General features: G+C 68.9%; 21 protein-coding genes. 9 read left to right on the plus strand and 12 right to left on the minus strand.

The window, feature by feature from the left end; all coding sequences use genetic code 11:
- The first annotated feature begins 93 nt into the window (after window positions 1-93).
- Genes trpD through trpA form a run of 4 tightly spaced genes read left to right on the plus strand, consistent with a single transcriptional unit; the run spans window position 94 to window position 4,523 of the window.
- Window positions 94-1,161: an anthranilate phosphoribosyltransferase gene (gene trpD, locus E2493_RS14685; protein WP_135088103.1), complete on the plus strand. Its 1,068-nt coding sequence runs from the start codon at window positions 94-96 to the stop codon at window positions 1,159-1,161.
- A complete protein-coding gene (gene trpCF, locus E2493_RS14690) occupies window positions 1,154-2,557 on the plus strand; it encodes a bifunctional indole-3-glycerol-phosphate synthase TrpC/phosphoribosylanthranilate isomerase TrpF (protein ID WP_135088105.1) in 1,404 nt (467 codons plus the stop codon). The genes trpD and trpCF overlap by 8 nt, the downstream gene beginning before the upstream one ends.
- Complete coding sequence (gene trpB, locus E2493_RS14695; RefSeq protein WP_135088107.1) at window positions 2,557-3,729, plus strand: tryptophan synthase subunit beta; 1,173 nt, start codon at window positions 2,557-2,559, stop codon at window positions 3,727-3,729. Before trpCF ends, trpB begins: the two co-directional genes overlap by 1 nt.
- On the plus strand, window positions 3,726-4,523 hold the full coding sequence (gene trpA, locus E2493_RS14700; protein WP_135088109.1) for a tryptophan synthase subunit alpha: 798 nt from the start codon (window positions 3,726-3,728) through the stop codon (window positions 4,521-4,523). The genes trpB and trpA overlap by 4 nt, the downstream gene beginning before the upstream one ends.
- Before the next feature lie 84 nt (window positions 4,524-4,607).
- On the opposite strand, the gene E2493_RS14705 is transcribed toward trpA, so the two are convergent.
- The gene (locus E2493_RS14705) at window positions 4,608-4,877 is read right to left on the minus strand and encodes a GlsB/YeaQ/YmgE family stress response membrane protein (RefSeq protein ID WP_135088111.1); all 270 of its coding nucleotides are present in this window, start codon (window positions 4,875-4,877) and stop codon (window positions 4,608-4,610) included.
- A gap of 200 nt (window positions 4,878-5,077) precedes the next feature.
- Here E2493_RS14705 and E2493_RS14710 point away from each other — a divergent pair, with 200 nt between their 5' ends.
- The 3 genes from E2493_RS14710 to E2493_RS14720 all read left to right on the plus strand — a co-directional run bounded on the left by E2493_RS14710 (window position 5,078) and on the right by E2493_RS14720 (window position 10,705).
- On the plus strand, window positions 5,078-6,304 hold the full coding sequence (locus E2493_RS14710; RefSeq protein ID WP_135088113.1) for an efflux RND transporter periplasmic adaptor subunit: 1,227 nt from the start codon (window positions 5,078-5,080) through the stop codon (window positions 6,302-6,304).
- Window positions 6,305-6,315: 11 nt separating this feature from the next.
- Window positions 6,316-9,393, plus strand: coding sequence for an efflux RND transporter permease subunit (locus E2493_RS14715; protein ID WP_135088115.1), 3,078 nt, complete (start codon window positions 6,316-6,318; stop codon window positions 9,391-9,393).
- A 109-nt stretch (window positions 9,394-9,502) separates the two neighbouring features.
- Window positions 9,503-10,705 carry a DUF445 domain-containing protein gene (locus tag E2493_RS14720; RefSeq protein ID WP_135088235.1) on the plus strand — a complete coding sequence of 401 codons (1,203 nt, stop codon included), beginning with the start codon at window positions 9,503-9,505 and terminating at the stop codon, window positions 10,703-10,705.
- 204 nt (window positions 10,706-10,909) lie between these two features.
- On the opposite strand, the gene murA is transcribed toward E2493_RS14720, so the two are convergent.
- The 5 genes from murA to E2493_RS14750 form a co-directional block, all read right to left on the minus strand.
- A complete protein-coding gene (gene murA, locus E2493_RS14725) occupies window positions 10,910-12,193 on the minus strand; it encodes a UDP-N-acetylglucosamine 1-carboxyvinyltransferase (protein ID WP_135088117.1) in 1,284 nt (427 codons plus the stop codon).
- 128 nt (window positions 12,194-12,321) lie between these two features.
- Window positions 12,322-12,675 carry an ATP-dependent Clp protease adapter ClpS gene (gene clpS / locus E2493_RS14730; RefSeq protein WP_167737550.1) on the minus strand — a complete coding sequence of 118 codons (354 nt, stop codon included), beginning with the start codon at window positions 12,673-12,675 and terminating at the stop codon, window positions 12,322-12,324.
- Window positions 12,676-12,880: 205 nt separating this feature from the next.
- Complete coding sequence (locus tag E2493_RS21315) at window positions 12,881-13,690, minus strand: phasin family protein (RefSeq protein ID WP_167737551.1); 810 nt, start codon at window positions 13,688-13,690, stop codon at window positions 12,881-12,883.
- A 123-nt stretch (window positions 13,691-13,813) separates the two neighbouring features.
- Window positions 13,814-15,598, minus strand: coding sequence for a PHA/PHB synthase family protein (locus tag E2493_RS14745; protein ID WP_135088123.1), 1,785 nt, complete (start codon window positions 15,596-15,598; stop codon window positions 13,814-13,816).
- A gap of 64 nt (window positions 15,599-15,662) precedes the next feature.
- The gene (locus tag E2493_RS14750; RefSeq protein WP_135088125.1) at window positions 15,663-16,028 is read right to left on the minus strand and encodes a hypothetical protein; all 366 of its coding nucleotides are present in this window, start codon (window positions 16,026-16,028) and stop codon (window positions 15,663-15,665) included.
- Between the two features lie 84 nt (window positions 16,029-16,112).
- Here E2493_RS14750 and glpX point away from each other — a divergent pair, with 84 nt between their 5' ends.
- Both glpX and E2493_RS14760 read left to right on the plus strand, forming a co-directional pair.
- Window positions 16,113-17,096: a class II fructose-bisphosphatase gene (gene glpX, locus E2493_RS14755; protein WP_135088237.1), complete on the plus strand. Its 984-nt coding sequence runs from the start codon at window positions 16,113-16,115 to the stop codon at window positions 17,094-17,096.
- 66 nt (window positions 17,097-17,162) lie between these two features.
- On the plus strand, window positions 17,163-17,999 hold the full coding sequence (locus E2493_RS14760; protein WP_135088127.1) for an EamA family transporter: 837 nt from the start codon (window positions 17,163-17,165) through the stop codon (window positions 17,997-17,999).
- Between the two features lie 50 nt (window positions 18,000-18,049).
- On the opposite strand, the gene E2493_RS14765 is transcribed toward E2493_RS14760, so the two are convergent.
- From E2493_RS14765 to argC, 6 genes are read right to left on the minus strand one after another with little or no spacing between them, the layout of a single operon-like run.
- Window positions 18,050-19,285 (minus strand): argininosuccinate synthase, encoded by a 1,236-nt coding sequence (locus E2493_RS14765; RefSeq protein WP_135088129.1) that lies wholly within the window; start codon window positions 19,283-19,285, stop codon window positions 18,050-18,052.
- Between the two features lie 37 nt (window positions 19,286-19,322).
- Complete coding sequence (argR, locus tag E2493_RS14770; protein ID WP_167737553.1) at window positions 19,323-19,796, minus strand: arginine repressor; 474 nt, start codon at window positions 19,794-19,796, stop codon at window positions 19,323-19,325.
- Window positions 19,797-19,810: 14 nt separating this feature from the next.
- Entirely contained in the window at window positions 19,811-20,674 is an 864-nt protein-coding gene (gene argF / locus E2493_RS14775) for an ornithine carbamoyltransferase (RefSeq protein ID WP_225421503.1), read from the minus strand.
- Window positions 20,671-21,540 (minus strand): acetylglutamate kinase, encoded by an 870-nt coding sequence (gene argB / locus E2493_RS14780; protein WP_135088135.1) that lies wholly within the window; start codon window positions 21,538-21,540, stop codon window positions 20,671-20,673. The genes argF and argB overlap by 4 nt, the downstream gene beginning before the upstream one ends.
- Window positions 21,537-22,697 (minus strand): bifunctional glutamate N-acetyltransferase/amino-acid acetyltransferase ArgJ, encoded by a 1,161-nt coding sequence (argJ, locus tag E2493_RS14785; protein WP_167737554.1) that lies wholly within the window; start codon window positions 22,695-22,697, stop codon window positions 21,537-21,539. The genes argB and argJ overlap by 4 nt, the downstream gene beginning before the upstream one ends.
- Entirely contained in the window at window positions 22,694-23,695 is a 1,002-nt protein-coding gene (gene argC, locus E2493_RS14790) for an N-acetyl-gamma-glutamyl-phosphate reductase (protein ID WP_135088139.1), read from the minus strand. Before argC ends, argJ begins: the two co-directional genes overlap by 4 nt.
- Window positions 23,696-23,714: the final 19 nt, after the last annotated feature.

Consider the following 23,714-nt stretch of genomic DNA (forward strand, 5'->3'; position numbering starts at 1 on the left):
TCCTAGTCCGAACTCCGAAGCAAGGCCCGCCCTCGGCGGGCCTTTCTTTTTTCGCGCCATTTCCCGGAAACGACCCAGCTCCAGGACTCACCCATGCCGCCCACCAGCAATGCCGCTTTCGCAGCCGATCCCGACGAGATCCGCGAGGAGATCGTCGAAACGGCGCTGGCCGCCCTCTATTCCGGCCATTCGCTCGACCGGGAGCAGGCGCGGCACCTATTCGGCGCGCTCGTCCAGGGCGGCCTCGCCGAACCGTCGATCGCGGCGATGCTGATCGCCCTCCGCCTCAAGGGCGAAACTCCGGAGGAGCTGATCGGCGCGGCGCGGGCGCTCCGCGCGGCCGACGAGCCGTTCGAGCGGCCCGATTATCTGTTCGCCGACAGCTGCGGCACCGGCGGCGACGGCTCGGGATCGATCAACGTCTCGACCGCCGCCGCCTTCGCCGCCGCGGCCGCCGGCCTGCCGGTCGCCAAGCACGGCAATCGCTCGGTGACCTCGCGCTGCGGCTCGGCCGACGTGCTCGAGCAGCTCGGCGCCCGGATCGACGTCAGTGCCGCGGTCTCGCGGCGCGCGCTCGACGAGACCGGCTTCTGCTTCCTGTTCGCGCCGCATTACCACCCCGGGCTCCGCCACGCGGGCCCGGTGCGGCGCGCGCTCAAGGTGCGCACGATCATGAACGTGCTCGGGCCGTGCCTGAACCCCGCCGAGCCGCGGGTGCAATTGCTCGGCGTCGCCGATCCGCGGCTGATCGAGCCGGTCGCGCTCACTCTCGACGCCCTCGGTGTCGAGCAGGCGCTGGTGGTCCACGGCGCCGGTCTCGACGAGATCGCGCTGCATGGCGAGACCCGCGCCATGCGGCTGGCCGGCGGCACGCTTCACGCGCTCACCCTCACGCCCGAGGATGCGGGCATGAAGCGCCGTCCGCTTGAGGTGCTGAAGGGCGGAGCACCCGAGGAGAATGCCGGAAGGATGAAGGCGGTGCTCGAGGGGAGGGGCGACGAGGCGGAGACCGACGTCGTCGCGCTCAACGCGGGGGCGCTGCTGTTCACGGCGGGCCTCGCCGCGACGCTCGGCGAGGGTGCCGGGCTCGCGCTCGAGGCCCTGCGCAGCGGGGCGGCATATCGTCGTCTCGTTGATTATGTCGAGGTGACCAATGCTTGATCCGGGTGGTGTGCTGGGCGAAATCGTCGCCCGCAAGCGCGTCGACGTTGCCGAGCGGCTCGCCGGCATCTCGCTGGACGAGCTGCGCGGACGCGCCGAGCCGACGCCGCGCAGCCTCAAGGCTGCGCTGCGCGCTCCCGGGGCGCGGTTCATCATGGAGGTGAAGAGGGCCTCGCCCTCGAAGGGCGTGCTCCGCGCCGGCGCCGATCCGGCGGTGATCGCCCGGGGCTATAGCGGCGCCGCGGATGCGATCAGCGTGCTCGTCGATACGCCTTATTTCGGCGGCTCCTATGCCGATCTCGAGGCGGTGCGCCGCGCCTTCTCGGGGCCGATCCTCGCCAAGGATTTCGTCGTCGATCCGCGCCAGGTGGCCGAGGCGCGGCTCCACGGCGCCGACGCCGTGCTGGTGATGCTCTCCGTTCTCGAGGATGAAGAGGCCGCCGCGGTCATGGCCGAGGCCCGCCGGCTCGGCATGGACGCCCTGGTCGAGACCCATACCGAGGAGGAGGTTCGCCGCGCCCTCGCGCTCGATGCGGAGATCATCGGCATCAACAACCGGCAGCTGAAGACGCTGGAGGTCGATCTCGCCGTCACCGAGCGGCTCGCGCCGCTGGTGCCGTCCGACCGGATCCTCGTCGCCGAATCCGGGATCGAGAGCAGGGCCGACGTCGAGCGGCTCGCGGCGCACGCCGATGCCTTTCTGGTCGGGTCCTCGCTGATGGGCGCGCCCGATCCGGCCCTGGCCGCCCGCGCGCTGACCTTCGGCCGGGTCAAGGTTTGCGGCCTCACCGATCCGCACGACGCCGCAACGGCGGCGCTGAACGGCGCCTCGTTCGCCGGCCTGATCATGGTGCCCCACACGCCGCGGGCGGTCAGCGTCGGCCAAGCCCATGAGATTGCGGCGGCCGCGGGAATCCCGGCGGTCGGCGTGTTCCGCAACGAGAAGGTGGCGCAGGTCGCCCATGCCGCGCTGGCGCTCGGCCTCCATGCCGTCCAGCTTCATGGCGAGGAGGACGCCGGCTATATCCGCGCGCTGCGCGCCCACTTGCCTGCGGAGGTGGAGATCTGGGCCGCCGCCGCAGTCGGCGCGGACGTTCCCGATCCGCGGCTGGGGGCTGACCGTACCTTGTTCGATACGGCGCGCAGCGGCGGGTCGGGCGGCACCGGCGTTGCCTTCGATTGGGAGCGGCTCGCCGGCCGCGCCGATCTGCCGCGGGCGATCCTCGCCGGCGGCCTCGAGCCCGCGAACGCCCGTGCGGCGTCGCAGGTCGGGGCCTATGCCCTGGATGTGAGCTCGGGCGTCGAGATGGCGCCGGGCAGGAAGGATGCCGGCCGGCTCCAGGCCTTCTTCGAGGCGTTGCGGCTGCCGGTCAGAAAGGATGCAAGCTCGTGCTGATGAACGGCCGTTTCGGCGCCTTTGGCGGCGCCTATGTTCCGGAGATATTGATGCCGGCGCTCGAGGCGCTGGAGCAGGCCTTTGTCGATGCGCAGAAGGATGAGGCGTTCCGCGCCGAGCTCGACGAGCTCCTCGTCAAATATGCTGGCCGCCCGACGCCGCTGACCCGCTGCCGCAATCTCGGCAATGCCCGCGTTCGCATCTATCTGAAGCGCGAGGACCTGCTCCACGGCGGGGCGCACAAGACCAACCAGGTGCTCGCCCAGACCCTGCTGGCGAAGCGGATGGGCAAGACCCGGATCATCGCCGAGACCGGCGCCGGCCAGCACGGGGTCGCGACCGCGCTCGCCGGCGCGCTGTTCGGGCTGAAGACGCGGATCTACATGGGCGCGCACGATGTCGAGCGGCAGAAGCTGAACGTCTTCCGCATGCAGCTGATGGGCGCCGAGGTGATCCCGGTGACGAGCGGCGGCCAGACGCTGAAGGACGCGGTCAACGAGGCGCTGCGCGACTGGACGGCCAGCTTCGAGGACACCCATTATCTCCTCGGCACGGTCGCCGGACCGCATCCCTTCCCGCTGATGGTGCGCGAATTCCAACGCATCATCGGCCAGGAGGCGCGCGCCCAGATCCTCGAGGAAGAGGGGCGGCTTCCCGACGCCGTCATCGCCTGTGTCGGCGGCGGGTCCAACGCCATGGGCATGTTCGCCGATTTCGTCGACGACGAGGGCGTGCGGCTGATCGGGGTCGAGGCCGGCGGCCGCGGCATCGATGGCGACGAGCATGGCGCGACGCTGCTGCGCGGCCGTCCGGGCATCCTCCACGGTTCTGAGACCTACCTCCTGCAGGATCGCGACGGCCAGGTCGCCGACACCTGGTCGGTCTCCGCCGGCCTCGATTACCCAGCGGTCGGTCCCGAGCATTCCTTTCTCAAGGACAGCGGCCGTGCCGAATATGTCGGCGCCACCGATCGCGAGGCGCTCGCGGCCTTCGCTCTTCTCGCGCGCACCGAGGGGATCGTCTGCGCGTTCGAATCGGCCCATGCTCTCGCTCATGCCCTCAACATGGCGGAAGCGGCGCAGGAGGAGACGATCCTCGTCGTCAATCTCTCCGGCCGCGGCGACAAGGACATGGAGCAGGCGCAGCGCCTCCTCGCGGGAGATGCCGCATGAGCCGCTATGATGCCATGTTCCGCCGCCTCGACGCGCAGAGGGAGGGGGCGTTCGGCGCCTTCGTCATGCTCGGCGATCCGGATCTGGAGACCAGCGCCGGCATTCTCGACGCTCTGGTCGAAGGCGGCGCCGACATGCTCGAGGTCGGCATTCCCTTCTCGGATCCGGTGGCCGACGGGCCGGTGATCCAGGCGGCCGCGGTGCGCGCGCTCGGCCGCGGCGTCACGCCGGCGGACTGCTTTGCGCTTCTCACCGATTTCCGGGCGCGGCATCCCGAGATCCCGGTCGGGGTGCTCACCTATGCCAACATCGTCGTCGCGCGGGGCCGGGAGGCCTTCTACGCCGCCGCCCGCGCCGCCGGCGTCGACAGCGTTCTGGTCGCCGACGTGCCGCTGTTCGAAGCCCCGCCCTATCTTGAGGCGGCGCGCGCCGCCGCCGTCGCCCCGGTGCTGATCGCGGCGCCGAACACGCCGGAGCAGACCCTCCGCCGCCTCGCCAGGGAAGGGGCGGGCTATACCTATTGCGTCGCCCGGTCCGGCGTCACCGGCGCGGACGAGGAGGTGCGCTTCGCGCATTCGCAGCTTCTCGGCACGCTTCGAGCCTTCGGCGCGCCGCCGCCGGTGTTCGGCTTCGGCATTTCCCGACCCGACCACGTCGCCTCGGCGATCGAGGCGGGGGCGGCGGGCGTGATCTCGGGATCGGCGATCGTCCGCCTGATCGCCGACAATCGCGGCGGGGAGGCCGAAGCGGTCCGCGGATTCGTCGCCGGGATGAAGGCCGCGACCCGGCGTTAGGCCCGGGGGAGAAGCGCCGTTGTTCACGCTTTCGGTGGAAGCGCAGGGGGCTTCCACCTCAGGCGTTCAAGCTCCGGCCGCGGCTCAGGTGCGCCGGTTGGCGATCAGGCGATAGATGAAGAGGATCACGATCGCGCCGAGGATCGCGGCGATGAATCCCGCGCCCTCTCCCTGGCGGTACCAGCCGACCGCATTGCCGATGAAGCCGGCGAGCAAGGCGCCGGCGACGCCGAGGAGAATGGTGACGATGCAGCCGCCCGGATCCCTGCCGGGCATGATCGCTTTTGCGATGATTCCGGCCAGCGCGCCGATAATGATCCACCCTAGAAAGCCATAGTCGCTCATCAGGTTCATCTAGTCCTCCCTTGCCCATTTTGCGGCGTAATCGGCGCCGGCTCTTATGCACGATGGTCTTGTTCCAACAAAATCTGTAAAGCGGGGTTCCGCTGGCGCAGGGGGCGCGCCGGGCAGTTTTGGCTTGAGGCGAGTGACTTATTCAGCTAACACAGTGGCTGAAGCGGGGCGCCGCACGCGGTTTTGGGGAATGAAAAGAGATGAACGTGCAGCAGGGTAAATGGAGCAGCGACGCTCTCGAGGTCGAGCAGATTGACGACGTGACGCTCGCGCGCCGGCGCAAGCGTCGGAACATCATCCTGGCCGCTGCCGCCGCGCTCGTCCTGATCGTCGTCGCCGTCTTCCTGTTCGGTCGGGGCAAGCCGGCCGGCGACGAGACCAAGGTCGCCGTGAACGTCGAGGGCGGGGCGCCGGGCGGACCGGGCAACGGCCAGATGCCTCGCGTCAGCGTCATGGTTCCCGGCCGCCAGCAGGTCGTGCGCGAGATCAGCGCGACCGGCTCGCTCGCAGCGCGCCGCGACATGCCGGTCGGCATCGCCGGCGAAGGCGGCATGGTCACCCGCGTACTCGTCGAGCCCGGCCAGTGGGTCGGCGCCGGCCAGACCCTCGCAGTCATCGAGCGCTCCGTCCAGTCGCAGGAGGCGCAGCAGCTCGCCGCCTCGATCGAGGTCGCCCGCGCCGACGCCCGCCTCGCCCAGCAGGAGCTGGAGCGCGCGCAGGCGCTGGTCTCGCGCGGCTTCGTCTCCAAGGCCGACGTCGAGCGGCGCCTCGCCACGCGCGATGCGGCGAACGCCCGCGTTCGGGTCGCCCAGGCCCAGCTCGGCGCCGCCCGCGCCCGCATCGGCCGCCTCGATGTTCGCGCACCCGCGGCCGGCCTGGTGCTCGCCCGCAACGTCGAAGCGGGCCAGGTGGTCAGCGGCGGCTCCGGCGCGCTGTTCCGCATCGCCCAGGGCGGCGAGCTGGAACTGCGTGCCCGCCTGAGCCAGGAGGACCTCGCACGCGTGTCGGTCGGCGTTCCGGCAACGGTGACTCCCGTCGGCTCGAGCCAGAGCTTCCAGGGCCGTGTCTGGCAGGTTGCGCCGATGATCGATCCGCAGACCCGCCAGGGCGACGCCCGAATCGCGGTGGCGTACAACAGCGTCCTGCGCCCCGGCGGCTTCGCCAGCGCGACCATCCGGGCCGGCGCTTTCGACGCGCCGCTGCTGCCGGAGAGCGCCGTGCAGAGCGACGACAAGGGCAATTTCGTCTACATCCTCGACGACAAGAACCAGACGGTCCGCCGCGACATCACCGTCGGTGAGGTCTCCGATCAGGGCGTCGCCGTCATGGCCGGCCTGAACGGCACGGAGCGGGTGGTGCAGTCCGCCGGCGCCTTCCTCAATCCGGGGCAGAAGGTCATCCCCGTCCGCGCCGCGGCCGCCCGCTAAGGATCGAAGCGATGAACTTCCGCAACATCTCCGCCTGGGCGATCCGCAATCCGGTCTCGCCGCTCGTCATCTTCCTGGCTCTGAGCCTCGCCGGCCTGGTCAGCTTCATGCGGATGGAAGTTCAGAACGATCCGGACATCGACTTCCCGGTGGCGATCATCTCGATCTCGCAGCCGGGCGCCGCCCCGACCGAGCTCGAGACCCAGGTCGCGCAGCGCGTCGAGGCGGCGGTGCGCTCGATCTCGGGCGTCGACGAGATCACCTCCTACGTCAGCGAAGGCAATTCGACGACGGTCGTCCAGCTCGACATCGGCACGCCGATCGACCGCTCGGTCAACGACATCCGCGACGCGGTCCAGCAGATCCGCGGCGATCTTCCCGAGGGCATCCTCGAGCCGCAGGTCATGCGCGAGGATACCAGCGGCAACGATCTCGCCAGCTACGCCGTCGTCTCGACCAGCATGACGCTCGAGCAGCTGAGCTGGTACGTCGACAACACCGTCTCGAAGGAGTTGCTCTCCGTCCCCGGCATGGCCGGCGTCGATCGCCGCGGCGGCGTCTCCCGCGAAATCCGCGTCATCCTCAATCCCGCCAAGCTGCAGGCGCTGGGCATCACCGCCAGCCAGGTCAATCAGCAGCTGCGCGCGGTCAATCTCAACGCGGCCGGGGGGCGCGCGGAGATCGCCGGCTCCGAACAGTCGGTCCGCGTCCTCGGCAACGCCAAGAACGCTTTCGAGCTCGGCCAGACGCAGATCTCGATCGGCAACGGCCGCAGCGTGAAGCTCGCCGACATCGCCGACGTGAAGGACCTCTATGCCGAACGCCGCGGCTATGCGACGCAGAACGGCCAGCAGGTGCTGAGCTTCGGCATGCAGCGCGCCAAGGGCGAATCCGACGTCTCGGTGTTCGACGGCGCCGTCGAGAAGCTGAAGGCGCTCGAGAAGCGCAATCCGGACGTGAAGTTTGTCCAGCTGACCAACTGGGTGAAATACACCAAGGAGCAGTACAAGTCGGCGCGCGATGCGATGCTCGAAGGCGCGCTGCTCGCCGTCATCGTCGTCTTCCTGTTCCTGCGAGACTGGCGCGCGACCGCGATCTCGGCCCTCGCCATCCCGCTCTCGGCGATTCCGACCTTCTGGTTCATGGATCTGATGGGTTTCACGCTGAACAGCATGACCCTGCTGGCGCTGAGCCTGGTGGCGGGCGTGCTGGTCGACGATGCGATCGTGGAGATCGAGAACATCGTCCGGCACATGCGCATGGGCAAATCGGCCTATCAGGCCGCCATCGACGCGGCCGACGAGATCGGCCTCGCCGTTCTCGCGACCACCATGTCGATCGTCGCCGTGTTTCTGCCGGTCGGCCTGATGCCGGGCATCGCCGGTCAGTTCTTCAAGAACTTCGGCTTCACGGTCGTCGTTGCGGTGCTGATGAGCCTTGCCGTCGCCCGCATGATCACGCCGATGATCGCCGCCTATTTCCTGAAGTCGAAAGGCCATGCGTCGCACGGCGAGGGCTGGCTGATGGACGTCTACATGGCGGTGCTGCGTTGGACGATGCGCCACCGCTGGGTCGCGGTGCTCGGCGGCTTCCTCGCCTTCGTGGCGACGATCGGCACGTTCATGATGATCCCGCAGACCTTTCAGCCGGCCAACGATGCCGAGCTGATCACCGCGAACATCGAGATGGCGCCCGGCACCACGGTGCCGCAGACCGGCGCCGTGGCGCGCCAGGTCGAGGAAATCCTGAAGAAGGTACCCGAGGTCCAGTCGATCTACGCCCGGGTCAACGTCGGCAGTGCCAACGTCACCGCGCGCCTCAAGGAGGATCGCGAGCGCGAAAGCACCGAGATCGAGCGGGCCGTGGCGCCGCAGCTGCAGCAGATCGCCGATGCCCGTGTCTCCTTCCGCTCGCAGTTCGGCGGCGGCCGCGACATCATGATCACGCTCGGCAGCGACGATCCCGCCAAGCTGCAGGTGGTCGCCAACAAGCTCGCCGAGGAGATGCAGCAGATCCCGGAGATCACGGCACCGCGCGTCCAGGGCGATCTGCAGCGGCCGGAAATCACGATCCGCCCACGCCTCGATCTCGCCGCCAACCTCGGCGTGACGACGGGAGCGCTCAGCCAGGCGATCCGCATCGCGACGCTCGGCGACATCGATCAGAACAGCGCCCGCTTCTCGCTCTCGGATCGGCAGATCCCCATCCGCGTCGCGCTGAACCAGAACGCCCGGCAGAAGCTCTCGACGATCCAGAACCTGCCGGTGCCGACCACGACCGGCGGCTCGGTTCCGCTGAAGCTGGTCGCAGACATCGGCTTCGGCGCCGGTCCGACCCGGATCGAGCGGATCAATCAGGTCCGGCGCGTGACCGTCGGCGCCGATCTCGCCCCCGGCAAGGTCAGCGGCGACGCGATGCCGAAGATCCTGGCGCTGCCGACGCTCCAGAACCTGCCGCTCGGCGTCAACCGCATCGAATCCGGCATGAGCAAGTGGCAGGGCGAGCTGATCACCAACTTCATCATCGCCGTCGTCGCGGGCATCCTGCTCGTGCTCGCGGTGCTGATCCTGCTCTACAAGCGCTTCATGCCGCCGTTCGTGAACATGGCGTCGCTGCTCGTCGCTCCGCTCGGCGGCACGCTCGCCCTGATGGCGACCGGCAATCCGATCTCGCTGCCGGTCTACATCGGCATCCTGATGCTGATCGGCATTGTCGCGAAGAACTCGATCCTGCTGATCGATTTTGCGCTGGAGGAGATGGACAAGGGCGTCGACAAGTTCACCGCGATCATCGACGCGGGCCACAAGCGCGCCCAGCCGATCGTGATGACCACGGTCGCGATGGTCGCGGGTATGGTGCCGACCGCCATCTCGCTGTCCGGCGACAGCTCGTGGCGCGCGCCGATGGGCATCACCGTGATGGGCGGCCTGATCCTCTCGACCGTGCTCACCCTGGTGATCGTGCCGGCCTCCTTCTCGCTCGCCCTGGGCGTCGAGCGGCGGCTGGGCCGCTACACTCGCCGGCTGATCACCTATCGAGGCCCGGAGGACCACGGCCCCGCTCCGGCGGCGCAGCAGCCTGCCGAGTGAACAAAAAGCGGAGCGGACGATTGGTGGGGCAATGAACCCCGCCGGTCGTCCGTCCCCGCTGCGTCTCTCCACTAATGGCAACGGCCAGGCGGTCGCCGGCTATCGCCGCATGCGGCTGCTCGCCACCTTCATGCTGGTCGCCATGGCGGGGGTCTTCGCCCTCGCGACGTCGCTTCAGCACCTGCACCCGGGCTGGGGCTTCGTCCGGGCCTTCGCCGAGGCCGCGATGGTCGGCGGCCTGGCCGATTGGTTCGCGGTCACCGCCCTGTTCCGTCACCCGCTCGGCCTGCCGATCCCCCACACCGCCATCATCCCGCGCAACAAGGACCGGATCGGCGAGACGCTCGCCTCCTTCCTGCGCGACAACTTCCTGATCCCGTCGGTGGTCGCGAGGCGGATGCGCAACGTCGACATCGCCGGCGCGATCGGCCGTTTCCTCGCCAATCCGCCGCCCGAGGGACGTCTGCGCGAGGGCGCCTCGCGGCTGCTTGCCAGCCTCCTGGAGTCGCTCGACGAGGAGCGGCTCGGCGGTATGGTGAAGGCCGCGGTGGCCTCCCGCCTCAGGACGCTCGACGTCTCGCCATTGCTCGGCAAGACGCTCGAGGCGGCGATCACCGAGGAACGGCACGTGCCGATGCTCGATTCGATCGTCACCTGGGCGGGCCGGACGCTCGACGCGAACGAGGACATCGTCCGCGCGATGGTGCATCAGAAGGCCGGCTGGATCATCCGCCTCGCCGGCCTGGACGAGAAGCTCGCAGACGCGATCATCGACGGGCTGCGGCGCCTGACGATCGACATGGCCGTGGATCCCCACCATCCGCTTCGAGAGAAAGCGGAGGAGGGGCTCGCCGCCCTCGCCTGGGACATGCAGTGGGACGAGGAGACCAAGGCGAAGGTCGAGGGCTGGAAGAACGAGATCCTCGCCAACCGGTCGGTCAACGACTGGGTCGGCGGCCTCTGGGAGAACAGCCGCGCGGCGCTGCTGCGCGCCGCCCGCGATCCGGACACGGTGCTTGCCGGCAAGTTCGGCGAGGCGCTGCGCCAGCTCGGCGAGACCGTCCAGCAGGATCCGCGGCTCAAGCGCGCGATCAACAAGTTCGCCCGGCGCAGCGTGGTCGGCGTGGTCGCCGCTTACGGCAGCGGCATCGTCACCCTCGTCTCGGAGACGGTGCGCGGCTGGGACGCGCGGACGATCACCGGGCGGCTGGAGAATGCCGTCGGCAAGGACCTGCAATATATCCGGATCAACGGCACTCTGGTCGGCGGCCTCGTCGGCCTGCTGATCCACAGCATCGAACTGCTCGCCTGACTCCCTTCCTCCCCTTCGAGGGGAGGTGGCAGGCGCAGCCTGCCGGAGGGGTGTCAGCACCGATCTCTACGCGAGGCAGGGTCGTTCGCTATGGAGGCCGCGGGGCGTCCAGGCGCTCCGATGCCGAGCCTTACACGAAGCCGCTGACACCTCTCCGTCGCGCTTGCGCGCGCCACCTCCGCTTGCAGGGGAGGAGAAATCCCCTCAGCCGTCGCTGGCGCGCTCGATATCGGCGCCGACCGCCGATAGCTTTTCCTCGAGACGCTCGTAGCCCCGGTCGAGGTGGTAGACGCGGTGGACCTGGGTCTCGCCCGAGGCCGCGAGCCCCGCGAGCACCAGGCTCATCGAGGCGCGAAGGTCGGTCGCCATCACCTGAGCGCCGTGCAGCGCCGGCACGCCCTTCACCACCGCCGAGCGGCCGCGCACGTCGATCTCGGCGCCCATCCGCTGCAGCTCCGGAACGTGCATGTAGCGATTTTCGAAGATCGTCTCGGTGAGCAGGCTGGTGCCTTCGGCGAGGGTCAGCATCGCCATGAACTGCGCCTGCATGTCGGTCGGGAAGGCCGGATAGGGCGCGGTCGAGATCGACAGCGGCTTCAGCCCGCCGTCGGCGCTGACGCGGATGCCGTCCGCCGTGTCCTCGACGATCAGGCCCGCATCGGTGAGGCTGGAGAGGATCGAGGGCATCGTCTCCTTGCGCGCGCCGACCAGCTCGAGAGATCCGCCGGTAATGCCCGCAGCGCAGGCATAGCTGCCCGCCTCGATCCGGTCCGGCATGACCGAATAGGTCGCGCCGTGCAGCCGGTCCTTGCCGTGGATGGTCAGCGTGTCGGTACGCAGGCCCTCGATCTCGGCGCCCATCGCGATCAGGCACTTGGCGAGATCGGTGATCTCCGGCTCGCGCGCCGCATTCTCGATCACGGTCGTGCCTTCGGCGAGCACCGCCGCCATCAGCGCGTTCTCGGTCGCTCCGACCGAGACGAAGGGGAAGCTGATCGTGCCGCCCTGCAGCCGGCCTTTCGGCGCAATGGCCCTCACATAGCCCGAAGTGATCTCGATCTCGGCGCCGAGCGCCTCGAGCGCCTTGAGGTGCAGGTCGACCGGTCGCATGCCGATCGCGCAGCCGCCCGGCAGGGACACGGTCGCCTCGCCTTCGCGTGCGACCAGCGGACCGAGGACCAGGATCGAGGCCCGCATCTTGCGGACGATGTCATAGGGCGCTTCGGTCGAGACGATGCTCGACGCGCGCAGCGTCATCACCCGGCCGAACTCGTCCGGCTTGGCGCCTTCGACCGTGGTCGAGACGCCGAGCTGGTTCAGAAGATGGCCGAAGCTGTCGACGTCGGCGAGCCGCGGCAGGTTGCGCAGCGTCAACGGCTCGTCGGTCAGCAGCGCGCAGGGCAGCAGCGTCAGGGCTGCGTTCTTCGCGCCAGAAATGGGAATGCGGCCGTTGAGGGGCTTGCCGCCCCGGATGATGATGCGATCCATCGTCGGGCTCTTAATATCTTGGCGTGCGCACGCAAGTGGCCGCTTGGGACCCCGTAAGGGCCGCAGGTCCGGTGGAGAAAGCTGGTAGCGGGCGATCGCCGGCCGGTCAGCCGCGCGAGAGACGGGTGTCAGGCCTTTTCCAGCGTGCACTGCAGCGGATGCTGGTTCTGCCGCGCATAGTCGATCACCTGGGCGACCTTGGTCTCGGCGACCTCGTAGCTGAACACGCCGCAGACTCCGACGCCGCGCTGGTGGACCTGGAGCATGACTCGCGTCGCGTCCTCTATCCCCATCTTGAAGAAGCGCTGCAGGACGAGCACGACGAACTCCATCGGGGTGTAATCGTCGTTCAGCATCAGCACCTTGTAGGGCGACGGCGTCTTGGTGCGGGTACGGGTGCGCGTCGCGACGCCAAGGCCGGTGCCCTCATCGTCGCCTTTCCGCTCGCCGGCGGCCGTGATCGTGTGTTCGTCCCAGGACATAAGCATGCACTAAATATTGCACCGGGCGCTTTCCCGGCAAGGGTCTCGCTCCTGCCGCAGCCGATAATGTCGCACGTCCCGGCGGGTTCCGCGGCCTTTAGGCCAGGGCACGGACAAAGGGAACGCCTGACGTACCGCGCGCGCGGAAACGAAAGAGGCGGCCCGCCCCCCACGGGACGAACCGCCTCTATTCGGTTGCAGTCGCTTAGAGGGCGACGGCGGTGCGGACGCGCTCGGCAGCGACGGTCGCGCGATTGGTGATCGGCTCGGCGACCTCGCCGGCGAGCTTGATCACGGTCTCGCTCAGCTTCGAGCTCTCGGCGACGAGGGCGTCGAACTGGCTGCGCGCGAACTCGCCCTGCAGGCGGAAGAAGTCGGTCGGCGACTTCACCTCGGCGAGGCTCTTGAGGGCCGCCGAGGCGTCCTCGAAGCTCTTGCGGCCGAACTCGGCGACTTCCTGGCCGATCGTCTCGACGCCGCGGGCGGCAACCTTGGTCGAGGCGACGAGCGCTTCGACATTGCCGCGGCCGAGCTCGGTCAGCTCCTCGGCGATGCGGGTGTTGCGCTCGATCGTGTTCTTGGCGCGCTCGTTGACGTCGCCGAAGACGGCCTGGACGCGCTCGGCAACATTGTTGGTGTCGTTGAACATGGTCTTGGTCCCTTCGTTCGTGAATCTGGTCTGGATCGTGGTCTTGGCGCCGGCAGGGGCGGCCGCGGCCGCCGCCGGAGCGGTGTTCTTCGGCGCCGGCTTGCGCGATGCGCTGGTCGGGCCTTTCGTCCTGGTTCCGCCCTTGGCGGCCTTCCTGGCCACGGCCGGAGCGGGGCTCGCCTTGGCCGGAGCAGCCTTGCGCCGAGGCGCCGAGCGACGCGCCGGCTTCGGCGCCGGAGCCGCCGCCTTGGGAGCGGCAGCGGGTTCCGGCTGCGGAGCAGCGATCTCGGCCGGCTGCGAGGCCTCGGCCGGTGCGGCGGTCGCCGCGTCGACGGTTGCTTCGATCTTGGTGTTCTCGTCAGCCATATCGATCACCTCAGCCCTTTGCTGCATCGCAACATAAGGCATCGTGCGCGCCGATTCAAGCAATTTTGTGCGCTGCACAAATCGAGCGGAGTTCGACGTCGGCGGACGCCGGCGCAATCCGGATCAGCGCGCCCTGACGTAGCTGCCGGGTGCGTCTTCCAAGGCCTTCAATTTGCCTCCGCCGGGCTGCCGCGCGCCCTTGGCCTGGACCTTGCGCTCGGACTGCGCGCCGATCCATCCGATCCAGTCGGGCCACCAGCTGCCCTTGGTCTCGGTCGCGCCGGCGACGAACTCCTCGAGGCTCGAGACCTTCGCACCATTCGTCCAATACTGGTATTTCTGCGCCTCCGGCGGGTTGACCACGCCGGCGATGTGGCCGGATCCGGCGAGCACGAAGCGGACCGGCCCCGAGAAATGATCGGTGATCTTCCAGACGCTGTGGGCCGGCGCGATATGATCCTCGCGCCCGGCCTGGACGTAGCTCGGCGTGCGGACTTTGCCGAGGTCGATCGGGACGCCGGCCACGGTGATCGCCCCTGGGGTCACCAGCTTGTTGTCGCGGTAGAAGTCGCGGAGATAGGCCTGGTGCCATTTCGCCGGGAGGTTGGTGGTGTCGCCGTTCCAGTGCAGCAGATCGAACGGCGGGTAATCCTCCCCGAGCAGGTAATTGTTGGCGACATAATTCCAGATCAGGTCCCGGCCGCGCAGCATGTTGAACGTCGCCGCCATGTAGCGTCCGTCGAGATAGCCCTTGTCGGCCGACATCTGCTCGATCAGCTGCAGCGTTTCGTCGGCGACGAACAGGTTCAGATCCCCCGCTTCGGAGAAATCGACCTGGGCGGTGAAGAAGGTGGCGCTCGCGACCTTGTCCGCCTCGCCGCGGGCGGCGAGCAGGGCGAGGGTGCAGGCCAGGGTCGTTCCCGCCACGCAATAGCCGATCGCGTGGACGCTTTCGACGCCGAGCAGGTCCCGCACCGTGTCGATCGCGTCGACCTGGCCGTTGACGACATAATCGTCGAGCGTGGTGCTCGCGAGGCTCTCGTCGGCCGATTTCCACGAGACGACGAAGACGGTCAGCCCCTGTTCGACGGCCCAGCGGATGAAGCTCTTCTTCGGGTTGAGATCGAGGATGTAATAGCGGTTGATCCAGGGAGGAAAGATGATCAGCGGCGTCTCGTGCACCTCGTCCGTCGTCGGCGAATATTGCACGAGCTCGTAGAGCGGCGTGCGCTTGACCACCTTGCCGGGCGTGACGGCGATGTTGCGCCCGACCTCGAAGGCAGTCGGATCGGTGTGGGTGAGCTGCCCCTTGGAAAGATCGCGCAGCATGTTCTCGAGGCCCTTGAGCAGGCTCTCGCCCTTGGTCTCGATCGCGCGCTCGATCACCATGGGATTGGTCAGCGCGAAGTTGGACGGCGCCATGGCGTCGACGAAGCTGCGGGTGAGGAAGCGGAGCTTCTCGCGCTGCCGCGAGTCGATGCCTTCGATCGCGTCGACCGAGCCGAGCAGCCGCTCGGAGACCAGCAGATAACTCTGGCGGATCATGTCGAACAAAGGGTTGTCCTGCCATTGCGGGGCATTGAACCTCTTGTCGCGATCGGCCTTCTCCGCCAGCTCGCTCCTGCCGCCGTCGAAGCCGAGCGCGCGCTGCCACAGCGTCATCCCCTCGGTCCAAAGCGCGACCTGCTGCTCCGCCAGCTTCGCCGGATCCGGGAACATGTTCATCCACGGCAGCTGCTGGGCGAGCGCCGCCGGCTCGGGCGGCTTCGCCTCGCCGAACTGGCGGGCGACATGCTCCATCATCAATTGCTGGGCGCGGCCCATCACCCACGTCCAGTGCTGCATCTCCTCGAGGCTGAGGAGCGGCGGGGTTGCGAAGCCTTTGTCCGCGGTCTTCTGGTCGGTCATGGCGGTCCTCTTCCCCCGTTCAATACAAGCAAACGGCGGAAAAGTGCCAGCCGCAGCGCTGCCGCTAATCGTCGTCGCCGAGGATGTGCTTGCCGATCTTCACCAGCACCTTCCCGGCCTTGAGGAAATCGATCGTCGCGCCGCAGGCGCGGCTCTCCGCGCAGCTTCGCTCGCCCGCGCTCATCGCCGCGAGGGCCGAGGGCGGCTCGCTGGGAAGAAGGTGGACCCGCTCGCCGGGAACCCGTTGGGCCGCGAGAGGCTCGCGATCGTCGTTGCGACTGCCGCAGACGACGATCTCCTCGTCGCCGCCCCTCCGGCAGCCGATCCCACTTCCGTCGAGGAGCTGATCGCGCTGCCGGCTTATCGCCGCTTCGGCGCTGATCGCCGGCGGATCGGCGGCGGCAGGCGCGGGAAAGGTCGAAAGGGGCAACGCTGTTAAGGCTACCATCCTCGACTTTGCCATAGGCCTCCCCTATCGCGGCCCTTGGGGGCATTAGAGAGGATGACAGATCAGATGGTCACGGCAAGCCACGTTCTCGATCGCGTGCTGGTGCTGGAAATGGTGCGCGTGACGGAGGCGGCCGCGGTCGCGGCTTCGAAGCTCGTCGGACGCGGCAACGAGAAAGCGGCGGACCATGCCGCCGTGGAGGCAATGCGCGAGGCGCTGAACCAGCTCGAATTCGACGGCACCGTCGTGATCGGTGAGGGCGAGCGCGACGAGGCGCCGATGCTCTACATCGGCGAGAAGGTCGGCGCGGCACAGGGCAGCGGCCCCCGCATCGACATCGCCCTCGATCCGCTCGAAGGGACGACGATCACCGCCAAGGCCGGCCCCAACGCGCTCGCCGTGCTCGCCATCGCCGAGGAGGGCTGCCTGCTCAATGCCCCCGACGTCTACATGGACAAGCTCGCCGTCGGCCCCGGTTATCCGGAGGGCGTGATCGATCTCGACAAGTCGCCGGCCGAGAACGTCCGGGCCGTCGCCGCCGCCAAGGGCGTCGATCCGGCCGAGATCATCGTCTGCGTCCTCGATCGCCCGCGCCACTCGGCGCTGATCGCCGAGCTGCGCGCCGTCGGCTGCGGCATCCAGCTGATCCCGGACGGCGACGTCGCCGGGGTGATCGCGGTCACCGATCCGGACACCACGATCGACGTCTACATGGGGCAGGGCGGCGCGCCGGAAGGCGTGCTCGCCGCGGCGGCGCTACGCTGCGTCGGCGGCCAGTTCAAGGGCCGGCTCGTCTTCCGCAACGACGCCGAGCGGGGCCGCGCCGCGCGCTGGGGCGTCGAGGATCTCGATCGCATCTACGATCTGAACGATCTCGCCCGCGGCGACGTGATCTTCGCGGCGACCGGGGTCACCGACGGCTCGCTGCTGTCGGGCGTGAAGCGGCGCCGCAACATGGTCACCACCGACAGCGTGGTGATGCGCGCCTCGACCGGAACGGTGCGCTGGGTTCGCGGCGAGCATCGCCACGAACCGGGCGCGCGCGAGTAGCCGAGACGCGGTGAGGGGGGAGGCGCAGGCAGCGATCCGGGCCGAGCCTCCCTTGCGTGACCGGCCGTGACGGCGCCGGTCTTCTTCGCCGTGCTGTTCGCCGCTTTGCTCCATGCGAGCTGGAATGCGGTGGTGAAGCTCGGCCTCGATCGATTCGCGTCGATGCTGGTGATGGCGCTGATGCAGAGCGGCATCGCGCTCCTCCTCACCCCCTTCTTCGCGCCGCCCGCGGCCGCGGCCATGCCCTGGCTGCTGCTCGGCTCGGCGCTGCACACCGGCTACAAATTGTTCCTGATCCGGGCCTATAGCCACGGCGACCTCAGCGAAGTCTACCCGGTCTCGCGCGGCACGGCGCCGCTGATCGTCGCCGACGTCGGCCTGGTCGCGCTCGGCGAAACGATGACGCCGGGCCGCTACGCCGCGATCGCGGCGATCGCCGGCGGCATCCTGCTGATGGCGGGCGGCGGGCGCGGCGGCGCGAGCCGTCGGGCGCTCGCCTGGGCGCTCGGCACCGCCTGCTTCACCGCCGGCTATACGATGGCCGACGGCATCGGCGCACGTCTCGCCCAATCGGTCTCCGGCTTCGCCCTATTGCTGTTCGTGATCGACGGGCTGGCGATGATGACGGCCGGCACGGTCGTCCGCGGCCCGAGAGCGATCGGAGAGGCCGTGGCGGCGGCGTGGCGGCCCGGCCTCGCCACGGGGGCGATGTCGCTCGGCTCCTACTGGATCGCGATCTGGGCCTTCACCCAGGCCCCGCTCGCTCTGGTCGCCGCCCTGCGCGAGACCAGCGTGCTGTTCGCGCTGCTGATCGGCGCGCTGTTCCTCGGCGAGCGGGTCGGCCCCCGCCGCTGGCTCGCCGCCGGGCTGATTGGTACCGGGATCGTGCTGATCCGGCTGTAGCGCCAATCCTCCCCATCGCCTGCGGCGACGGGGAGGCATTGGTCCGTTGTTCAGCCGCGCTGCGCCTTCTTGGCGCGATTGGCGCCGATGCGGAGACGCAGGGCGTTGAGCTTGATGAAGCCGGCGGCGTCGCGCTGGTCGTAGCTGCCCGAACCTTCCTCGAACGTCACCAGATCCTGGTCGTAGAGCGCGAGCGGGCTCTCGCGGCCGATGACCGTGGCATTGCCCTTGTAGAGCTTCATCCGCACCGTCCCGGTGACGTACTCCTGGCTCTTGTCGATCAGCGCTTGCAGCATCTCGCGCTCCGGCGAGAACCAGAAGCCGTTGTAGATCAGGCTCGCGTAGCGCGGCATGATCTCGTCCTTGAGGTGGGCGGCGCCGCGGTCGAGGGTGATCGACTCGATGGCGCGGTGCGCGGGGAGCAGGATCGTGCCGCCGGGGGTCTCGTAGACGCCGCGCGACTTCATGCCGACGAAGCGGTTCTCGACCAGGTCCAGCCGGCCGATGCCGTTGTCGTGGCCGAGCTGGTTGAGGCGGGTGAGCAAAGCCGCCGGCGAGAGGATCTCGCCGTCGATCGACACCGGATCGCCATGCTCGAAGCCGATCTCGATCACGGTCGGCGTGTCCGGGGCATCCTCGGGCGAGATCGTGCGCTGGTGGACATATTCGGGCGCCTCGACCGCCGGATCCTCGAGCACCTTTCCTTCCGACGAGGAGTGGAGGAGGTTGGCGTCGATCGAGAAGGGGGATTCGCCGCGCTTGTCCTTGGCGATCGGGATCTGATGGTCCTCGGCGAAGCGGATCAGCGCCTCGCGGCTGCCGAACTCCCATTCGCGCCACGGCGCGACGGCGCGGATGTCGGGCTCCAGTGCGTAATAGCCGAGCTCGAACCGAACCTGGTCGTTCCCCTTGCCGGTGGCGCCGTGGCAGACCGCGTCGGCGCCGACCCGCCTCGCGATCTCGATCTGCTTCTTGGCGATCAGCGGCCGGGCGATCGACGTGCCGAGAAGATACTGGCCCTCGTAGACCGTGTTGGCGCGGAACATCGGGAAGACGTAATCGCGGACGAATTCCTCGCGGACGTCCTCGATGAAGATGTTCTCCGGCCGGATCCCGAGCAGCTCGGCCTTGCGCCGCGCCGGCTCGACCTCCTCGCCCTGGCCGAGATCGGCGGTGAAGGTGACGACCTCGGCGCGATATTCGGTCTGCAGCCACTTGAGGATGATCGAGGTGTCGAGGCCACCGGAATAAGCGAGGACGACTTTCTTGGGGTGGGGGAGGGTCATTGTCTCGGTCCTGTCTTCTGAGATGGCGTGGAGCGGGTCAGCGCGCGGCGGCACCGGCGAGGTGGCGGAAGCGCGCCTCCACCGCCGCCGCCTGAACGCCGTCGCGCAGCGCGACGAAAAGGGTGTCGTCGCCGCAGATCGTGCCGGCGATCTCGGGGAGCTTCGCCTGGTCGAGCGCGAGGCCGACCAGATGGGCCGAACCGGGCGGGGTGCGCAGCACCAGCAGGTTTCCGGCCGCCTCGACCGAATGGACCCATTCGGAGACGATCTTGCGCAGGCGCGAGGCCGCCCAGTCGCTGTCTGAGATCTGGTCGGGCAGAGCGTAGCTCATCACCCCGCCGCGCTTGACCTTGACTGCGCCCATCCGGTCGAGGTCGCGCGAGATCGTCGCCTGGGTGACGGCGAAGCCCTGGGCGCGCAGGCGCGCGGTGACCTCCTCCTGGCTCGCCAGCGGCGCGGCTCGGATCAGCTCGGCGATCGCCTTCTGCCGCCTGGAGCGTGCGTCGGTCACGGCGCGCTCGTCCGTCAGGCCCCGAGCATCCAGGCGAGCGCGCCGCGCGCGCTGTGCATGCGGTTCTCGGCCTGGCGCCAGACGGCGCTGCGCGGCCCGTCGATCACGGCGTCGCTGACCTCCTCGCCGCGGCGGGCGGGGAGGCAGTGGAGGAAATGCGCATTCGTGCAGCGCGCCATCAGTGCCTCGCCGACCTGATAGGGGGCGAGCGCCTTGAGGCGCGTCTCGGCCTCCGCATCCTGGCCCATCGAGACCCAGACGTCGGTATAGACGATCTCGGCGCCTTCGACCGCCTCGGCCGGGTCGCTGACCTGGGTGACGCCGTCGAGACGGTCCGGCAGGCCATAGCCCTCCGGGCTGGCGATGGTGAGCTCGGCGCCGAGCAAAGAGGCGGCCTCGGCCAGCGAGCGGCAGACATTGTTGTCGCCGTCGCCGACATAGGCGAGCTTCGCGCCGGCGATGCGCCCGGTCAGCTGCTTCACGGTGAGGAGATCGGCCAGCGCCTGCAGCGGGTGCGAACGGTCGGAGAGCATGTTCAGCACCGGCGTGTCGGTCGCCGCGGCCATCGTCTCGAGATCGCGATGGTCCATCACCCGCGCGGCGATGATCTCGTGATAGCAGGCGAGGGTGCGGGCGACGTCCTCGGCGCTCTCGCGGGTGCCGAGCCCGACCTCCTCCTTCTGGATGTAGATCGGGTGGCCGCCGAGCTGGACCACCGCCATCTCCATCGAGTTGCGGGTTCGCGCGCTCGGCTTCTGGAAGACCAAAGCGACGCCCTTGCCCGCCAGCGGGCGGCCGAGGTCGCTCCGCTCGGACAGCGCGAGAATCTCCTCCAGCCCCTGGCGGCCGAGCGCGGCGATCGTGAGAAGGTCTCTCACCAGCTCTTCTCCCTCTTCACCATCGTGCCGATGCCCTCGTCGGTGAGCAATTCGATCAGCAAAGCGTGCGGCACGCGCCCGTCGATGATGTGGGCGGTGCCGACGCCGGCATCGACCGCATCGGCGCAGGCCTGCAGCTTCGGGATCATCCCGGCGCTGACGCTGGCGTGGCCGATCCGCTCGCGCAATTCGGCCGAGGTGAGGCGCGGCACCAGCGAGCTCTCGTCGGCGACGTCCTCGAGCAGGCCGGGAGCGGCGGTCAGATAGACGATCTTCTCGGCCGCCATCGCCACCGCGATCGCCCGGGCCGCCTCGTCGGCGTTGATGTTGTAGGGCTGGCCGTTCCCGTCGGCGCCTATCGTCGAGACCACCGGGGTCAGGCCTTCGTCGAGCAGGCGATGCAGCACCGAGGCGCGCACCAGGCTGACGTCGCCGACATAGCCGAGCGAGGATTCGCGCGGAGTCACCTGGAGCAGGCCGCCGTCCTCGCCGGAGACGCCGACCGCGACCGGATCCTCGAGCGCCTCGCGGTTGATCGTGCCGACCAGGTCGCGGTTGATCTTGCCGACCAGCACCATCCGGACGATCTCCAGCGTCTCCTCGTCGGTGACTCGCAGGCCGTTGCGAAACTCCGGCTCCTTGCCGACCCGGCGCATCATCGCGTCGACCTGCGGCCCGCCGCCGTGGATCAGCACGCAGCGCACGCCGACGCTGCGCAGCAGCAGCACGTCCTGGGCGAGCGCGCGGTCGAGCTCGGCATCGATCGCGGCGCCGCCCAGTTTCACCACCACCGACTTGCCGTGGAAGCGCTGGATGTAGGGCAGGGCCTGGACGAGGACTCGTGCGGTGTCGTTGGGGCTGTTCATGAGGTCTTGCTGTTCTCTTTGATGTAGCCGGGGCCGAGATCGATGCCGATCACCTGCGCCTGGCCGGAGCCGAGGCCGAGCGCGACCTCGATCTCGATCTTCTCGTTCTTCATGTGGGCGGCGACGGCCGCCTCGTCGTGCTCGGCGTTGGTGCCGCCACGCGAGACGATGATGCCGCCATAGGCGACTGCGGTCTTCTCCGCCTCGAAATCGATCCCCGCCGATCCGGCGGCGCCGAGCAGCCGGCCCCAATAAGGATCGCCGCCATACCAGCTGCACTTGACCAGATTGTTCTCGGCGATGCTCTTTGCGGCGGCACGCGCCTCGGCGTCCGAGCGCGCACCGGTGACGCGGAGCTGGACCATCTTGGTCATGCCCTCGGCGTCGCGTGCCATCTGGTAGGTGAGGTCCTCGCACAGCCGGTGCACCGCGTCGGCGAACTCGGCCTTGTCCGGCCGGCCGCGGCGGCCGGAGGCGAGCAGGATCACCGTGTCGTTGGTCGAGGTCGCGCCGTCGACGTTGAGCGTGTTAAAGGTGCGGTCGGCGGCGTCGCGCAGGATCGCGGTCATTTCCGCCGCGGAGACGTCGGCGTCGGTGGTCAGGAAGGCGAGCATCGTCGCCATGTTCGGTGCGATCATCCCGCAGCCCTTGGCCATGCCGCCGAGCGTGAAGGTGGAGCCGCGGATCACCGCTTCCTTGACCTTGTGGTCGGTGGTGAGGATGCCCTTGGCAGCGTCCGCCCCACCTTCGACGCTCAGCTTCTTCGCGAGCTTCGGCGTGGCGGCGAGGATCCTGTCCATCGGCAGCGGATTGCCGATGATGCCGGTCGAGCAGACGAGGACGTCGGCCGGCGAGATCCCGAGCGCTTCCGCCGTCGCCTCGCACATCGCCTCGGCATCGGCGCGGCCGGCGGCGCCGGTGCCGGCGTTCGCGTTGCCCGAATTGACAATGATCGCGGCGGCGCGGCCGCCGTTCGCCGCCAGCCGCTCGCGACACGCCGCGACCGGGGGCGCGAAGAACTTGTTCTGGGTGAAGACCGCGGCGGCGGTCACCGGCTTGCAATCCTCGGTGGCGACCAGCGCCATGTCGTAGCGGCGCGGCTTGATGCCGGCGTGGAGGCCCGAGGCGACGAAGCCCTCTGCTGCGGTGACGCTCACGGGCACATTCCGACGGTCGACAGCCCGGCCGTCTCGTCGAGGCCGAGCATCAGGTTCGCGCACTGGATCATCTGGCCGGCGGCTCCTTTCACGAGATTGTCGAGCGCGGCGACCGCCAGCACCCGCCCGGTGCGGGGATCGTAGCGCGCGGTGAGGTGGACGGCGTTCGATCCGAGCGTCCACTTGGTCGAGGGCGGCCGCTCCGAGACGTGGACGAACGGCTCGTCGGCATAGGCGTTCCGAAGCAGTGCCAGCGGATCGCAGGGACCGTGCGCCTGGCCATAGCAGGTGGCGAGAATGCCACGGTTCATCGGCGCGAGGTGCGGTGTGAACAGCACCCGGCCGCCGAGCGCCATCTCCATCTCGGCGGTGTGGCGATGGGTGAGCAGGCCGTAGGCGGTGAGATTCTCGTCTACCGTGTTGAAATGAGTCTCTTCCTTCAGGCCCTTGCCAGCCCCGCTGACGCCGGAGGCGGCGTCGACGACGATCGAGGCGGGATCGATCGCCTCGATCAGCGGCCGCAGCGCGAGGATCGCCGAGGTCGGGTAGCAGCCGGCGGCGGCGACCAGCTTCGCGCCGCGGATCCGCGCCCGGTTGATCTCGGGGATGCCGTAGACGAAGCGGGAGAGCAGCTCGGGCGCCTGGTGCGGCTCCTTGTACCAGGTCTCGTACTCCTCGGCGGTATCGAGCCGGAAATCGGCGCCGAGATCGACGAAGGCGAGGTCGCGCGCGATGATCTCGGCGGCGAGGCGCTGCGAATGGCCATGGGGGAGCGCGGCGAAGACGAGATCGACGCCGTCGAGCCGCTCGGGCGCAAAGCGCTCGACGGCGAGGCCCGGAAAGGCGAGGGCGAGCTGCGGGTGCACCGCCTCGAGCTTCAGGCCGGCCTGGCTGTCGCCGAACAGCCGCACCGGCTGCAGCTGCGGATGGGACGCGCAGAGCCGAAGCAGCTCCGCGCCGACGAAGCCCGAGGCTCCGAGGATGGCAACGCGAATCATGGGAGCGGCGCTATGCATC

Origin of the sequence: Sphingomonas parva (ex Maeng et al. 2020) (assembly GCF_004564275.1) — a bacterium.
GTDB lineage: Bacteria > Pseudomonadota > Alphaproteobacteria > Sphingomonadales > Sphingomonadaceae > Allosphingosinicella > Allosphingosinicella parva.

Bases quoted from the DNA above. Each gene is read 5' to 3' on its own strand.
- trpD (WP_135088103.1), top strand. From the start codon at position 94: ATGCCGCCCACCAGCAATGCCGCTTTCGCAGCCGATCCCGACGAGATC.
- trpCF (WP_135088105.1), top strand. From the start codon at position 1,154: ATGCTTGATCCGGGTGGTGTGCTGGGCGAAATCGTCGCCCGCAAGCGC.
- trpB (WP_135088107.1), top strand. From the start codon at position 2,557: ATGAACGGCCGTTTCGGCGCCTTTGGCGGCGCCTATGTTCCGGAGATA.
- trpA (WP_135088109.1), top strand. From the start codon at position 3,726: ATGAGCCGCTATGATGCCATGTTCCGCCGCCTCGACGCGCAGAGGGAG.
- E2493_RS14705 (WP_135088111.1), bottom strand. From the start codon at position 4,877: ATGAACCTGATGAGCGACTATGGCTTTCTAGGGTGGATCATTATCGGC.
- E2493_RS14710 (WP_135088113.1), top strand. From the start codon at position 5,078: ATGAACGTGCAGCAGGGTAAATGGAGCAGCGACGCTCTCGAGGTCGAG.
- E2493_RS14715 (WP_135088115.1), top strand. From the start codon at position 6,316: ATGAACTTCCGCAACATCTCCGCCTGGGCGATCCGCAATCCGGTCTCG.
- E2493_RS14720 (WP_135088235.1), top strand. From the start codon at position 9,503: ATGCGGCTGCTCGCCACCTTCATGCTGGTCGCCATGGCGGGGGTCTTC.
- murA (WP_135088117.1), bottom strand. From the start codon at position 12,193: ATGGATCGCATCATCATCCGGGGCGGCAAGCCCCTCAACGGCCGCATT.
- clpS (WP_167737550.1), bottom strand. From the start codon at position 12,675: ATGTCCTGGGACGAACACACGATCACGGCCGCCGGCGAGCGGAAAGGC.
- E2493_RS21315 (WP_167737551.1), bottom strand. From the start codon at position 13,690: ATGGCTGACGAGAACACCAAGATCGAAGCAACCGTCGACGCGGCGACC.
- E2493_RS14745 (WP_135088123.1), bottom strand. From the start codon at position 15,598: ATGACCGACCAGAAGACCGCGGACAAAGGCTTCGCAACCCCGCCGCTC.
- glpX (WP_135088237.1), top strand. From the start codon at position 16,113: ATGGTCACGGCAAGCCACGTTCTCGATCGCGTGCTGGTGCTGGAAATG.
- E2493_RS14765 (WP_135088129.1), bottom strand. From the start codon at position 19,285: ATGACCCTCCCCCACCCCAAGAAAGTCGTCCTCGCTTATTCCGGTGGC.
- argB (WP_135088135.1), bottom strand. From the start codon at position 21,540: ATGAACAGCCCCAACGACACCGCACGAGTCCTCGTCCAGGCCCTGCCC.
- argC (WP_135088139.1), bottom strand. From the start codon at position 23,695: ATGATTCGCGTTGCCATCCTCGGAGCCTCGGGCTTCGTCGGCGCGGAG.